This is a genomic window from Pseudomonas sp. FP2309, from assembly GCF_030687575.1.
Lineage (GTDB): Bacteria > Pseudomonadota > Gammaproteobacteria > Pseudomonadales > Pseudomonadaceae > Aquipseudomonas.
Window position 1 is genome coordinate 2,962,255 of the sequence record NZ_CP117439.1, and the last position, 13,774, is coordinate 2,976,028.

The 13,774-nt window shown below is 59.0% G+C and carries 11 protein-coding genes and 3 pseudogenes; 4 read left to right on the forward strand and 10 right to left on the reverse strand.

Features of this window, described 5'->3' with window-relative positions; translation table 11 throughout:
* Positions 1-77: 77 nt before the first annotated feature.
* Positions 78-284: pseudogene (locus PSH59_RS13465) on the forward strand (integrase core domain-containing protein); the annotation flags it as partial.
* Between the two features lie 143 nt (positions 285-427).
* Here PSH59_RS13465 and PSH59_RS26355 read toward each other — a convergent pair.
* The 3 genes and pseudogenes from PSH59_RS26355 to deoC form a co-directional block, all read right to left on the reverse strand.
* Positions 428-1,680, reverse strand: a pseudogene (locus tag PSH59_RS26355) (tyrosine-type recombinase/integrase).
* Positions 1,681-2,041: 361 nt separating this feature from the next.
* Positions 2,042-2,461, reverse strand: a complete 420-nt coding sequence (locus tag PSH59_RS13480; protein WP_305392890.1) for a hypothetical protein — start codon at positions 2,459-2,461, stop codon at positions 2,042-2,044.
* Between the two features lie 170 nt (positions 2,462-2,631).
* Positions 2,632-3,315: a deoxyribose-phosphate aldolase gene (deoC, locus tag PSH59_RS13485; RefSeq protein ID WP_305392891.1), complete on the reverse strand. Its 684-nt coding sequence runs from the start codon at positions 3,313-3,315 to the stop codon at positions 2,632-2,634.
* A 128-nt stretch (positions 3,316-3,443) separates the two neighbouring features.
* On the opposite strand from deoC, the gene deoR reads away from it, so the two are divergent.
* Positions 3,444-4,202, forward strand: a complete 759-nt coding sequence (gene deoR / locus PSH59_RS13490; protein ID WP_248081125.1) for a DNA-binding transcriptional repressor DeoR — start codon at positions 3,444-3,446, stop codon at positions 4,200-4,202.
* On the opposite strand, the gene PSH59_RS13495 is transcribed toward deoR, so the two are convergent.
* From PSH59_RS13495 to PSH59_RS26365, 5 genes and pseudogenes are all read right to left on the reverse strand, one after another.
* Positions 4,199-5,245, reverse strand: coding sequence for an aldose 1-epimerase family protein (locus tag PSH59_RS13495; protein WP_305392892.1), 1,047 nt, complete (start codon positions 5,243-5,245; stop codon positions 4,199-4,201). The genes deoR and PSH59_RS13495 overlap by 4 nt on opposite strands.
* Positions 5,242-6,573: an L-fucose:H+ symporter permease gene (gene fucP / locus PSH59_RS13500; RefSeq protein WP_248081119.1), complete on the reverse strand. Its 1,332-nt coding sequence runs from the start codon at positions 6,571-6,573 to the stop codon at positions 5,242-5,244. The genes PSH59_RS13495 and fucP overlap by 4 nt, the downstream gene beginning before the upstream one ends.
* A gap of 27 nt (positions 6,574-6,600) precedes the next feature.
* Positions 6,601-7,521 (reverse strand): ribokinase, encoded by a 921-nt coding sequence (gene rbsK, locus PSH59_RS13505; protein ID WP_305392893.1) that lies wholly within the window; start codon positions 7,519-7,521, stop codon positions 6,601-6,603.
* Between the two features lie 256 nt (positions 7,522-7,777).
* Complete coding sequence (locus PSH59_RS26360) at positions 7,778-8,641, reverse strand: methyl-accepting chemotaxis protein (protein WP_370694428.1); 864 nt, start codon at positions 8,639-8,641, stop codon at positions 7,778-7,780.
* A gap of 42 nt (positions 8,642-8,683) precedes the next feature.
* Positions 8,684-9,391 (reverse strand): annotated as a pseudogene (locus PSH59_RS26365) (methyl-accepting chemotaxis protein); the annotation flags it as partial.
* A 156-nt stretch (positions 9,392-9,547) separates the two neighbouring features.
* Between PSH59_RS26365 and PSH59_RS13515 the strand changes: the two are divergent.
* Entirely contained in the window at positions 9,548-10,756 is a 1,209-nt protein-coding gene (locus tag PSH59_RS13515) for a multidrug effflux MFS transporter (RefSeq protein WP_305392895.1), read from the forward strand.
* A 103-nt stretch (positions 10,757-10,859) separates the two neighbouring features.
* The gene (locus tag PSH59_RS13520; protein ID WP_305392896.1) at positions 10,860-11,717 is read left to right on the forward strand and encodes an SDR family oxidoreductase; all 858 of its coding nucleotides are present in this window, start codon (positions 10,860-10,862) and stop codon (positions 11,715-11,717) included.
* Between the two features lie 3 nt (positions 11,718-11,720).
* Here the strand turns inward: PSH59_RS13520 and xerC are convergent, their stop codons facing one another.
* On the reverse strand, positions 11,721-12,635 hold the full coding sequence (gene xerC / locus PSH59_RS13525; protein WP_305392897.1) for a tyrosine recombinase XerC: 915 nt from the start codon (positions 12,633-12,635) through the stop codon (positions 11,721-11,723).
* Between the two features lie 108 nt (positions 12,636-12,743).
* A complete protein-coding gene (locus tag PSH59_RS13530; RefSeq protein WP_305392898.1) occupies positions 12,744-13,556 on the reverse strand; it encodes a M949_RS01915 family surface polysaccharide biosynthesis protein in 813 nt (270 codons plus the stop codon).
* Positions 13,557-13,774: the final 218 nt, after the last annotated feature.

Below are 13,774 nucleotides of genomic sequence, written 5' to 3' on the forward strand. Positions count from 1 at the left end.
AATGAGTGTCCGGATCAACGTGGAATCAGTGTCCGGATGTTGGTGGAATGGGTGTCCGGATGGTCATGGAATCCCCAGATAACGCGCCGATGGAGCGGGTGTTCAGGAGCCTGAAAACCGAGTGGATACCGGCCATGGGCTACACGACCGTCCAACAAGCTCAGCGGGATATCAGCCATTTTTTGATGCACCGATACAACTGGATTCGACCGCACCAATTTAATGGTGGGCTGCCACCGGCTCAGGCCGAGAAAAAACTTAACGTCGTGTCCGGGATTAGTTGACCACTACATATCGACGTAGCGTGGCTGGTCATTAGTGCGAGTTCGAATTGCAACGTAAGCGGGTCCCTTGAACACGTAAGCTGGCAAAGAGGAGGGTGGTGTTGCTTGTTTTTGATCGGCTGATTTGGCCACGACGAACCTCCTTAACTGTCAAGTCGGCTCCAGGCTGCCGAAGCACGCTGGGCGTTGTGGAGGTTAGCCGACTCGGCTAGATAACGACTTGCATAACGGCGTGGCATCGTCGATGTGTCGGACCAACCGCAGACTCGCCGGAGTTCGTCCGTGGCCCGCTCGAGGTCATACCCACGCTTCTCGACAAGGTAAGCCAAAAACCGATCGGCAAAGGTGTGGCGAAAGTCATGCGCAGAAAGTGTAGGCAACAATCCTGGATGAGCCAGTTCAATGGTCAGAAACAGCCGGTCAAGAACGTTAGACAACGCGCGGATTGACAGCGGGCGGCCACGATCCGAGATGAACAAATAGCGGTACAGCAATTTCATCGGTTTGCCGTCGCGCAAAGGGCGCCGGTCGCTCTGGATATAGCGCTCGTAGACCTCATACAACTGTGCGGAGATACCTACGGTCCGCCCATGTGTTTTGAGCGCAGGCTCTTCAACGCGCGGATCGCGGGGATCATGTTCTCGATCATTGATGCTGACATAGGCGTGCTGAGACCCTTTATTGATATCCGTGGAGTAGAGCTTCAGAAGCTCTCCGCGACGGATGCCGGTCTCCAAGAGCAATTCAATCATTAGCCAATTACGCAGTTGCAAACGCTCCGGGAACGGATTCTCCACAGCGCCAGGGCGAATCAGTGTGCGAACGATCTGTAGTTGCATATCTGTCAGGCTGCGGTAACGAGTGCGATCGGGACGAGCATTGATGATATGGCTCTCAAAGCGCCGCTCAATGACGTCGGCAACATCGGCAAATACCACGTTGATGTCGGCCTGTGTGGCTGAATTCTGACGGGCGCGGGGGATGTAACGGGTGACGCACCAGGACAGGTATTTCTTCAGCAGGCGCAGGTACTGATCACGTGTTCGTGAACTGATCTGCTGAAAAAGTACAGTGCCAGCTTTGCCAATTCGGCGATCAGATTATCGGCATGACGGCCACTTTGGAGCCAGATGGCGTAGCCGTCCAGCAAAGCCAGAATCGCCTCAAAGTGGCAGGCCAAGATGGCCTCATCGATATCCAGATCTCGGCTTTTGGCATAGGCGTAGAAAGCCTGGATCGCGCGCAGGTGCGCCGCAGCCGTATTGTAAGCGCGGTGCCTGAGTTTGAGTTGGACGTAGATGAACGGAACGAGTATGGGCAACGGCTCCGCGCTACCAGCGTGCACGAGCAGCGGAACACGCTGACCTGAAGAGAAACGGCACTGAATCAGCTTCATCGGCAGCCACCACATTGAATGACTCGTCATGAACACGAAGGACATGGCCCGTTGAGAGAGTGGACGGCAGAAGCGGGTTTGTCGAATCAGTGGCTTAGACAGCTCATGAACATCTATGACATGACCTGTCGTTTAACATAATATACATTATGCGTAACACCGTATGCGGACTTGGCAGGCTCTGGAGGCCAGATTTCAAGCCGTGCCAGGCCGAAGATTGCTCGCGTCCGAGAAAACGCCACCCATAGATCTTCAGCGACGCCTCGCTACCCGACTGAACGGCCCTTCAGAAATTTGAGGCTCTCAAATGCAAAGCCCTGCGACGGCCGATGGCATCGTCCAACTCAACGGCGCTGCCTAACTAACTGGCAACGCGCTTAGCAACGTAATAGTCGCAGGTACGCAGTTGCAGGCTGTAAATCCAGATGCCGAACACCAAGGCGTATTCCTTGAACACGGGAAGCGACAAAACGTCTCCCACCGAATTACTGCTTAGCAGGCTCAGTGTGGACACCGCCCCTAAGACCAGAGCCAGGATGAAGCACAACGAGCTGCTCTTGTTCTTGAACAGCAGCATTAAGCCACCGACGAAGGTCAGCAACGTGACGGCACAGACATTGATAAAGAGCAGGATCGACATGTCGCCCATCCGAATCATTGGAAATCCTACGTAACCCACCCAGAGTCCGGATTGCAGCAAGACGACAGAGCAGTAAAAAACCGTCATGAAGACAGGTACCGGACGTGTGTTATACCAAGGCTGGGTGGTGCTTGTTTCCATAGCGATGTTGCTCCTGGGAGTTGGGCGCGATGACGGATTATAAAGCAATGATCTGCTACCCCACCGCTTATACCCTGCCCTTTATTTACACAACAAGCACATAACTCAACTAAATATCTATTTAGTTGAGTTAAATAAATACCAATCCTTAAACCGTCGATGAGCGCCCTTCAATATCCGCTCGCCGCCGTCATCGTTCCGCTCACGATGGCAATCCCCGAGCTGCTGCCCAGGCGCGTCGCGCCGGCTTCAATCATCTTCACTGCCGTCGGGTAATCGCGCACACCACCGGAGGCTTTCACGCCGACACCGGCACCCACCGTCCGGCGCATCAAGGCAACGTCTTCGACGGTAGCGCCGCTGCGGCTGAACCCAGTGGATGTTTTTACAAAAGCCACCCCCAGGTCTCGGCAGATTTCGCAGGCCTGGACCTTCTGTGTGTCATCCAGCAAGCAGGTCTCCAGGATGACCTTCAACGGCACCGCGCCGCAGGCGGCGTGGACTTGGGCGATGTCGTCACGCACGGCATCCAGCAGCCCGTCTTTGAGCCAGCCGATATTGAGCACCATGTCGATCTCCCCTGCCCCGGCGGCAATGGCTTGCCGAGCTTCGAAGGCCTTGGTGTCACTCAGGCCGGCGCCCAGTGGGAAGCCCACCACTGCACAAATGACGACGCTGTTGCCAGTCAGGCACGACGCGGCGTACGGCACCTGCGCGGAATTGAGGCACACCGAATAAAAACCGTGTTCCCGGGCCTCCTCGCACAGGGTCCGGACTTGGTCACGGGAGGCGTCGGGCGCCAGCAAGGTGTGATCGATGTACTTGGCCAATGCGGCGGGTGGAAGACTGTTCATTTAATGGGCCCTTGCCTGTATGTTGCCAATGATTGTGAGGTGCTTGTCACAGTGCTCACGCTTATACGTTACAATAATAACAATTAATGTTACTTATTTAACACCAACAATCAAGCCCTGGATGCCTCGTGGACAGTAGAAAAACCGAGCGATTGAAGCTTATCCAACAAGCCCTGCAGGACCAGAACGCCATTCACCTTAAGGAAATGGCGGCACTGCTGGACGTATCCGAGATGACCCTGCGTCGCGACCTCAACCACTTCACCGAGCACCTGCGGCTGCTGGGCGGCTATATCACCCGCGTCGGCAACGAGGTGGGCGATTACCGGGTAGCCGAGCAGGACACGCGGCACGTCGAAGAAAAACGCCGCATCGGCAAACTCGCCGCGCAGTTGATCCAGGCCGGTGACACGGTATTTTTCGACTGCGGCACCACCTCGCCGTTTGTGGTTGATTTCATCCCCGATGCATTGGAGTTCACCGCGGTGTGCAGCTCGCTGAACGTGCTGCTCAAGCTGCAGAACAAGCCCAATTGCCACATCGTGTTGTGCGGCGGCACCTTTCACCGCAAGAACCAAGTGTTTGAAAGCAGCGCCGAGAGCAGCATTCTCGACAGCGTGCGCCTGACGTGGGCCTTCGTGACCGCCGCTGGCGTGAGCCAGGAACTGGGCGTGACGTGCTTCAACTTCAACGAGGTCGAGGTCAAGCAAAAGGTCATGCGCCAAGCCCAGCAACGCGTGTTACTCGCCGACTTCAGCAAATTCGACACGGTGCGCACCGCTCACTTCGCCACCTTGGGGGATTTTCAGTACGTGGTCAGCGACAAGAAAATCCCCCGCAGCTATAAGGACGTGATCCACGCCAATGGCGCGCAACTGCTGGTTTAACCCAATACGCGTTGCCGCTCCTGCGCGCTCAAATAACCGGTGGTCACACTGAACGCGGCACTGGCACCAGGCGCAAGCAGGCGCACATGACCTTTGGCGTGCTCGGCGTTATAGCCCTCGGGTTCGCAGGTGGAAGGCAGCACGAACGCCGCCACTTGTTGGTCCGGCGTGTGCAGGATCCAGCGCGCGGCGTGCGCAAATTGCTCCGGGCGGTAACGGGTATAGAACGCCGCACCGTCGGGGTGATCCAGCAGGAAGTGCGCCTGCCCCATGGCGTCCGTAGCCACGTTGTCGAAGAAAAACACGATCTCCGGATCGTAGAGTTCCGGCTGTTCGAGACAGGCCAGTTGGGCTGGATGCTCCGCCAACTGCGCCATGTAGGCGCTCCACGCCGGCGTCGGCTTCACATGGGCCGGCACGCTGGTACGCAGGCGCTGGCACTGCACGCCGAACGGCTCGACAAACCGCGCGCCCTCCACATAGGCGTAGTTCATGTGGGCCATGTACATCAGCTCCATGGGTTTGCCGGCAAGGTTCGTCACGTCCATGCCGATATCGAACACCGCCGAATCGGCGCGCAGGGTCACACTGGGGCAGGCCCGGTACCGATCGCCGAAGCCCTTGGCGTATTCATACGAACCGCCCAGGCGCAAGGTGCCCTCGCCTACTTCCAGCCACGCCGTGTCCATCGGCGCGCAAGGCATCTCGCCGTGCAGGGCGTGGGTGTCATCGGGCGCCGGGCAACCGTTGCGCAACAGGCCGCTGTGAAACATGAAGCAGCCGTAGGTGTCGATAATCGTCGGGCAGGGCCGTGGTTGTTCGAACAGATTGCTCATGGTCAGGTCGCACCCGTCGAACACGGCGGACCAGATGATCTGCCCCTGATAAGGCAAAACCACCAGTCGACCGCGGCTGTTCTCCAGGCTCACGGCCAACACGCCGGACGGATAGGTCCAGGCGGTGACCTTGAACGCCGCCGATTGCAGAAGGATTTTGTCCTGCTCGCCAAACACCGCAGGGTACAGCGCGATACGTGTGGTCATGAGGCCACCGCCCCGGGCGCACTTACCGGCAGAGTGCCAGGTTGGCGCAGGCACTTGAGCGCATACATCACAATCACGATAAAGCACAGCAACGGCACGCTGTAGGCCAATTGCATATTGCCGCCGCTGGCGTCGGACAACAGGCCCTGAAAGATCGGGATCACCCCGCCGCCGACAATACTCATCACCAGCAACGAGCCACCGACACCAGTGTCTTCACCCAGCCCATCGATGGTCAGACCGTAGATGGTCGGCCAGCAAGGGCCCAGGAAAATACTCACGCCGACCGCTGCATACACCGCCGAAATGTTTGGCACCAGAATGGTGTACGCCAGCAGCACGATACACAGCACCCCGTAGATCGCCAGCACCTTGGCCGGGTGCAGACGGCGCATCAACAGGTTGGCGATCAACTTGCCCACGAAGTAAGCCGCAAAGGTGGTCAGCAAAAACCACGAGGCGCTGCGCTCGTTCATATCGCCCATCTGCATGGCCAGACGAATAGTGAAGCTCCACACGCCAACCTGCGCGCCCACGTACAGAAACTGCGCCAACACGCCAAAGGTAAAACGCGGGTTACGCCACAGCCGCCCCAGGCTTTGACGCACACTGCCGGGCTTGCTGTTGGCAGGTTTGTTGCCTTTGCACGCAGGGAACCGGGTAATGGCAACGAGGATAAACATCAGCACCAACACCGCGATCATCCATTTGTACGGCAACAGCGTGGACTGAATCATCTGCAACTGCTGGACAGCCGCCTCGGAGACGCTCATCTGTGCCAGTTGTTCGGTGGTCGCGTCGGTCTCCTTGAACATCACGAAACTGCCCACATACACGCCGGCCATGGCGCCGAACGGGTGAAAGGTCTGCGAAATGTTCAAGCGCCGGGTCCCGGTTTCACGCGGGCCCATCAGCGTCGAGTAGGTGTTGCAGGCTGTCTCCAGGAACGACAGGCCGGCCGCGATCACAAACAGCGCCAGCAGGAACATGCCGTATTTGGCCGTGGACGCTGCCGGGAAAAACAGCAGGCAGCCGAACATATACAGGAGCAGCCCGATCAGAATCGTGCTCTTGTAACTGAAGCGACGCACCACCATGGCCGCCGGAATCGCCACAAAAAAGTAGCCCAGGTAAAACGCCGACTGCACAAAGGCCGTCTGGAAATCGCTGAGCAAAAACGCTTTCTTGAAGTGGGCGATCAGCACGTCATTCATGCTCGCCGCCGCAGCCCACAGCGCAAAAATGCTGCACAGCAGGATAAAAGCGAACCACGGCGTGCGGTTCAGGTAGAAACCATCGGGTGTCTGTTGCAGCGCAGGTTTGTTCATTATTGTTCTCCGGGCTGGATAAGGGTGTTAACGCTGTTGCTGAAAGCGCTTGAACGTTTCGCGGTCGGGGTAGGACGTTTGCGTCCCCAGGCCCATGACCGAGCAGGCGGAATATGCGACGGCCTGTTCCATGGCGTGGCGGATATCAGCGTCTTGGTTCCAGTGGTGAATGAAGCAACCGATAAAGGCATCACCGGCACCGGTGGTATCCCGGGCCTCAACCCGCACGCCCGGCACTTGGAACTCGCCCTCCTCCCCCACGTACAGCGCACCCTGCTCGCCGAGGGTGACGATCACGTGGCGAATGCCGCCGGCCACCAGGCTGCGGGCGGCGGCGTGCGCCGATTCCGGCGAGTCGACCACCTGGCCGCTGATCAACGCCAGTTCCGATTCGTTGGGGATCAGGAAGTCCAGGTGCGCCAAGTGTTCGGCGCTGAGCCCGGACAGGGCCGGCGCGGGGTTGAGCAACACAGGGATGCCGTGCCGATGCGCGAATTCGATGGCGTAGTAGACCGTCTCCAGATCGATCTCCAACTGCAGCACGATCAGCTTGCATTCGCGCAGGTCGGCGGCCGCCGCCTCGATATCCGCCGGTGACAGATATGCGTTGGCACCTTTGACGATCAGGATGCTGTTGTGGGAATCGGCCTGGACAAAAATCGGTGCAACACCACTGGAAACGCCCGGTACCCGCTGGACATAGCGCGTATCGATCCCGAAGCGCTCAAAGTTGGCCACGGTGTTGTCGGCAAACATGTCGTCGCCGACCTTGCTCAGCATCAACACATCAGTGCCAAGCTTGGCTGCGGCCACCGCCTGGTTGGCGCCTTTGCCACCGCAACCCAGGGCAAAACCTGGCGCCTCCAATGTTTCACCCTGGGCCGGCATACGGTCGATGTAGGTGATCAAATCCACCATATTGCTGCCGATGACTGCGATCTTGCTCATTGCTATTCCACCTTGTTACGGCACGGCCAGGCAGGTCGAGCCGCTCTTGTTTTGTTATTTAAATAACATTAGGTGTGAATATTCAATCTTTTTTTGCAGGAACGAATAAAAGTGTCGTACGCCGTGGCAGCAGTCGGTCCCCGCCAGCAGTCGCCGGGCCGCGATCTTGAGCCATTGCGCAAGCGCAGTTGAGGATCGCCAAATGACAGGCGAAAAAAAACCGGCCCACTGGGGCCGGCCGAAAAACGTGCCTGCGTTACAGGCTGAACCGATCCACAGACTGCGACAGCTTGCCTGCCAGGCCGGCCAACTCGTCGGTGGTCGAGGCGGTTTGACCGATAACGCGGCTGTTGTTTTGCGACATGCCGGCGATCATCTCCACCTGATGGGAAATTTCGTTGCTGGCCAGGCTCTGCTCGCCAATGGTGCGCGAGATATCGTTGACCAATTCGGTGGTATTGAGGGTGGCCTGCAGAATGTCGCGGATCGCCCGCTCCACCTCAGCGGTCACGGCGATGCCTTTGTCTACCTGGGAGACGCCCTCTTCCATGCTAGTCACCGCTTCGCGGGTGTTTTGCTGGATACGCCCGACCATCGCGGCAATTTCCTGGGTCGATGCGCTGGTGCGCCCAGCCAGGCTGCGCACCTCGTCGGCCACTACCGCAAACCCACGCCCTTGCTCGCCGGCACGGGCAGCTTCGATCGCCGCGTTCAAAGCCAGCAGGTTGGTCTGGTCGGCAATGCCTTTGATCACCTGGATAATGCTGTAGATCGCCTCGGATTCCTTATCCAGTGTGCGGATAACCTGGGCCGATTGCTGCGCGGAGCGGGCAATGCCATCCATATCCTGAACCACCTGGTGAATAACGCGACCACCGTCCTTGGCCAGGGCTTCGGCCTGGTTGGCCATGTCCAGGGCGCGCCCGGCGTGCCGGGTGATTTCTTCAATACTGGCGGTCATTTCACTGGCGGCCGCCGCCATGGTACCGGCAGCGTTGCTTTGTTGCTGGCTGCTGTCGGCGACTTCATGGCAACCCTGACTCAACCGTTCGCTCATGTTATTGACACCATGGGCATTGCTGCGCACCACCTCGATCATGCCGCGAAGGTCACGCTGCATGGTGGCGAGGCTGCTAATCAGCGCGCCGGCCTCGTCTTTGCGACGCGGTTCGATAATCGGCTCGCTCAAATTCCCCCGGGCAATACTCGCGGCAATGCGGCTGGCGGTTTGCAGCGGGCCCATGATGCTCAGGATGACCCAACGGCCCTGGGCCAACAGCAGCAACAAGCTGACAATCAATACCGCGCCCAGCGTGAAATTGGCAGTGCTGAGGGTCTGCCGTGTGCCTGTGCTGGTCAGTTCGGTGTTACTTTCAATCAGCTCGCTCAGTGCGGCCATCTGGTCTTCCAACTGACTGAAGGCAGTGTTGAAACCTTCCAGCTCGCCGCTAGCAGCCTCCGGACTCACCAGGGCTTGGGCGACAATGCGCTCAGCCGCGCCGATGTAGGTATCCAGGCTGGGCTTGATTTTTTCCAGGCTGGACATCAGTGCGTCGTTCAGCGGCAATTTTAAATTGTCGCCCAGCACCTGGCGAAAATGCTCGGCGTGCTCTTTCAGCGAACTGGTGACCTCGTCCCTGGTACCGGTGCTTTTGCCCAGGCCCACCAACATCGCCGACAACACATCGGCGCGCAGGGCGTCGTGCATCATGTCGGCTTCCATGTGGTTGCGCAGCACCGTCATGCTGACCTCGTTGTCCCGCACCGCATCGCCCATGCGTGTGTTCCCCAAGTAAGCGGCCAGGCTCATGATCACGGCCGTGAGCAACCCGGTGGCTATCAACAACATCAAGCGTAATTTGATCGTCATACTGACATCCCCATACCTGAAGCGCCGGTTGGAGCCCAACCGCCCACGAACCGCTAATCCTGTTATCGGCAGCAGTTGCCTGTAGTGAAGCCTAAGTTTGCGCAATTGCGCGAATCCCTTAAGCTGACCGACCTCTGCTCTGCCCGGAACTGCCCCATGTCTCGAAGAATCGCGCACCTCGCCCTGCTGCTGGGGCTGATCACTGCCGTCGGCCCATTCGCCATCGACAGCTACCTGCCCGCCTTGCCCACCCTGGGCGCCAGCCTGCAGGCCTCGCCGGCGGCGGTGCAGATGAGCCTGACGATATTCTTCATGATCATCGGCGTGTGCCAGTTGTTTTACGGGCCGATCAGCGACGTGTTCGGGCGCAAGCCGCCGATTTACGCGGGGTTGGTGATCTTTGCCCTGGGCAGCATCGGCTGCGCGCTGGCACCGACCATAGAAGTGCTGATCGGTTTTCGCGCCGTGCAAGCGTTTGGCGCATGCGCCGGGATGGTGGTGCCCCGGGCGATTGTGCGCGACCTGTACACCGGCCATGAGGCCGCGCGGTTGATGGCCTTGCTGATGCTGGTGATGAGTGTCTCGCCGATCCTCGCGCCGTTGGCCGGCAGCGTAGTGATTGCCCTCTGGAGTTGGCGCGAAGTGTTTGCCGTACTGGCGGTGGTGTCGCTGCTGTGCCTGTTGATGACCATCGTGCAGTTGCCCGAAACCCATCCGGCCGAGCGCCGTTTGGGCAAGACCCTGGGCAGTGCGTTCCGCAGCTACGGCGCATTGCTGCGCGACCCGGTGTTCATCGGGTTGTCAGTGGTGTGTGGTTTTGGCCTGGCGACGTTTTTTGTGTTTATCGGCAGCGCCCCCTTCGTGTACATCGAGTACTTCGGCCTGACACCCACCCAATTCAGCCTGTGTTTCGCGCTTAACGCCGCGTCGTTCTTCGCCATGAGCCAGCTGACGGCACGCCTGAGTGCGCGCTTTGGCCTGGCGCCGTTGATTCGCTGGTCGGTGACAGCGGTGGCGGCGGTCATGGTCCTGCTCGCAGTGACGACGCTGTGGATCGACAACCTGGTGCTGATGATGAGCTTGCTGTTTATCGGCTTCGGCTTTCTTGGCCTGTTGTTGCCGGCTGCCGGGGTGTTATCCCTTGAGGACCATGGCGCAGTGGCCGGATCCGCCTCTGCGCTGCTGGGGGCGATCCAGATGATTACCGCCGCCGTGTCCATGACCCTGGTCGGTGTGTTCGCCGACCACACGCCTGCGCCGATGCTGGTGGGCATTGCGCTGTGCGCCGTGGCGGCGATGCTCACGGTGGTGTGGACCCTGCGCCGCCTGCCGGCGCATCTGGCGAGCGCCGCGCCCTCCTCTTGAAGGTTCGGGACCATTCGTCGGGCCTGGTGGTTATCCATTACAACTATCGCCGGAGGCTGAATTACTAACTCCATAGCACCTTTGGAATGCTATGGAGACTGAAATGACTGATTACCCACGCCCACCCTTCGCCCCTCAAGCCCAAGCTGTGCCCGGTAGCCAGAAAAAGATGGATCCGTACCCTGATTGTGGCGAACAGAGCTACAAGGGTTCTGGCCGGCTGGCCAATAAGATCGCCTTGATCACCGGCGCCGACAGCGGCATCGGCCGCGCCGTCGCCATCGCATTTGCGCGCGAGGGTGCCGATGTGGCCATCGCGTACCTGGATGAGCACGAAGATGCCAGGGAAACCGCACGCTGGGTTGAAGAAGCCGGCCGTCAATGCTTGCTGCTTCCCGGTGATATCGCGCAGAAGGCCACCTGCCAGGCATTGGTGGACAAGACCGTCGAACAATTCGGTCGTATTGATGTGCTGGTCAACAACGCCGCCTTCCAGATGACCCACGAAACCCTCGAAGAAATCGAGGATGAGGAATGGGTCAGGACCTTCGATATCAACATCACTGCGATGTTTCGTATCTGCAAGGCCGCGCTGCCGCATATGAAGCCCGGCAGTTCGATCATTAATACCAGCTCGGTCAATTCGGACATGCCCAAGCCGACGTTGTTGCCCTACGCCACCACCAAAGGCGCCATTGCCAACTTTACCGGCGGCCTGGCGCAGATGCTTGGCAGCAAAGGCATTCGCGTAAACAGCGTGGCACCGGGGCCGATCTGGACGCCATTGATCGTCGCGACCATGACCGATGAAGAGGTGCAGGGCTTTGGTGGCCAAACCCCGTTGGGCCGCCCTGGACAGCCGGTGGAAGTGGCGCCGATCTATGTACTGCTGGCCTCTGACGAAGCCAGCTACATCTCTGGCTCGCGCTATGCGGTGACGGGTGGAAAACCGATTCTGTAAGCGCTACAAATCAAACCGGTCCACCGCCCTGCGCCGTTCATTGTCGTCACGCACGTCATAGCTGGCGGTGGTCTGGATATTGGTGTGATGCGCGAGCTTTTGCGCAATCGACAGATCATGCTCCTCGATCACCCGCGTGATAAAAGAGCGCCGGAAGTCATGGGGCATGATCTTCACACCGACCTGTTGACCACGTTGGCGAGCAATGTAGTAAATCGCATGTTTGGTGAGGCGTTCGCGGGTGATATGGCTGCCCCTGCGGATACGGTTGAACAGGAAACTGTCGTCTTGTTCCCCTTCCTTGAGCTGCTCGCGCCGAAACGCCAGCCACGCCTGCAGTTTGGCGAACGCCCAGTCCGGCGCGTATTTGAGCAGTTCCTTGTTACCCTTGCCGATCACCCGCAGGCTGCGCTCCTGGAAGTTGATTTGCGCAAGGTCGAGGTTCACCGATTCGGATTTGCGCATCCCCGAGCCATACAAAATGCTGATCACCGCAGCATCACGCAGGCCCTGGGGGCGCGGGTCGGCGGCGCAGGCTTCCATCATTTCGCGAATCAGCGTGCGCCGCAGGTTACGGCCCTGGCCCAGACGCGCGCCGGACGCGGCTTTGACCGTGCGCATCTTGAGCAGGTGTTCCTGGCTGATCAGGCTCATGCGCCAGGCTTCGTTCATGACCCCGCGCACCGCATTCACATACAGCGATGAAGTGTTGGGCGCATAGCCGTCCTCGCGCAAGGCCGCTACCAGCGCGATGACATGTTCGGGTTGCAGCAGGTGCCAGTCGATGTCTTCAAGGTTGATGTCCTCGAAGCCCAGGCGGTCGGCGGCATCCTGCAGCACGTAGCGCATGGTCAGTTGGCTGGAGGGGGCCAGACGGGTTAGGTAAAGGGTCAGCGGGTTGCGGATGGACTCAGTCAAAACAGATCAGCCTTTGGATTAAATACCTCGAGCAACCTATTGTTTATTCGAGGTATTTAGTGAATTGGCAAGGGTCGAGTCTAGCTCAGCAACGGCCCTCTTACCAACTCACGGCGCCGTATCAACATCTTCAGTAGGCTCCTGCGGTTGGGTCTGGGCCTGGCTCCACTCCGCGTCCTGCTTCTGCATCAATGCGAACCAGTGTTGACGCATAAACGTCAGGTAGGCCTCAGGGGCTTTGGCGAAGTCCTTCTCGTCGCCGTAACAGCCCGGCAGCGGCAACTCGGTGCCCTGCTCCTTGTATTGGCTGACCAGCGCCTGCTGCCCGGCAATGCTGCAATCCTTGGGCAACGGCATGCCACGCAGCGCGCCGGCCTCTTCGTCCCACCACGCCGCACCGTAGCGGTCGACGCCCCGCAGGCGGTACTTCTGCGCCTTGCCCGCATGCATGATCAGCTTGAATTCATTCGGGCTGACATCACTGGCACAGGTGCGCGAATAGCCCACGGTGGCCTGGGTAATACCATCGCCAGTCAGGTCGGTGACTTTGGTTGCGCCTCGGTCGAAGCGCAACGCCGCGTCGAATTCGCAATGCTGCACGTCGTCGTAGAGCATCCATATGCGCTTGGGACGATTGCCGTCGATCAGGTACTGGGCCGCGTACACGAACGCCGACTGGGTGCCGTCATCATCGCGCTCACTGACTTGCTCGGCGAGCACCAGCAGGTTCTTGCCCTGACGGTCGTCCCAGGTGTAGGCCGCAATCTGTTTGCCGCGCACTTCCACGCCATCCGGCACCTGGTCGACGCTGGTCAGCGCCACGCCGTCATCGGCCTGTACCGTGGTGACGCAGGCGAGGCCCATCAACAACCCCATCAACACTGGCCGCAACTGGCCGCGTAAAAGCTGCACGCTATTCATCCCATTACCCTGGCAAGAGAGCGCTTACTTTACCGGCACTTGGGCGGTATTGCAGAGAAGTTTGTTGAATAAATTCGCGGGCCTGCCGCGCCTGCGCAGGTTGAACCAAACGCCCTACAGACCGTTCTGATTGCGCTCTGCGCCGGCCTTGGTTGATTTGCTGAACCCTAGCTGTCTGCCTGTCAAATAAACGAGTTTTTCATCCGCGTTTCATATCT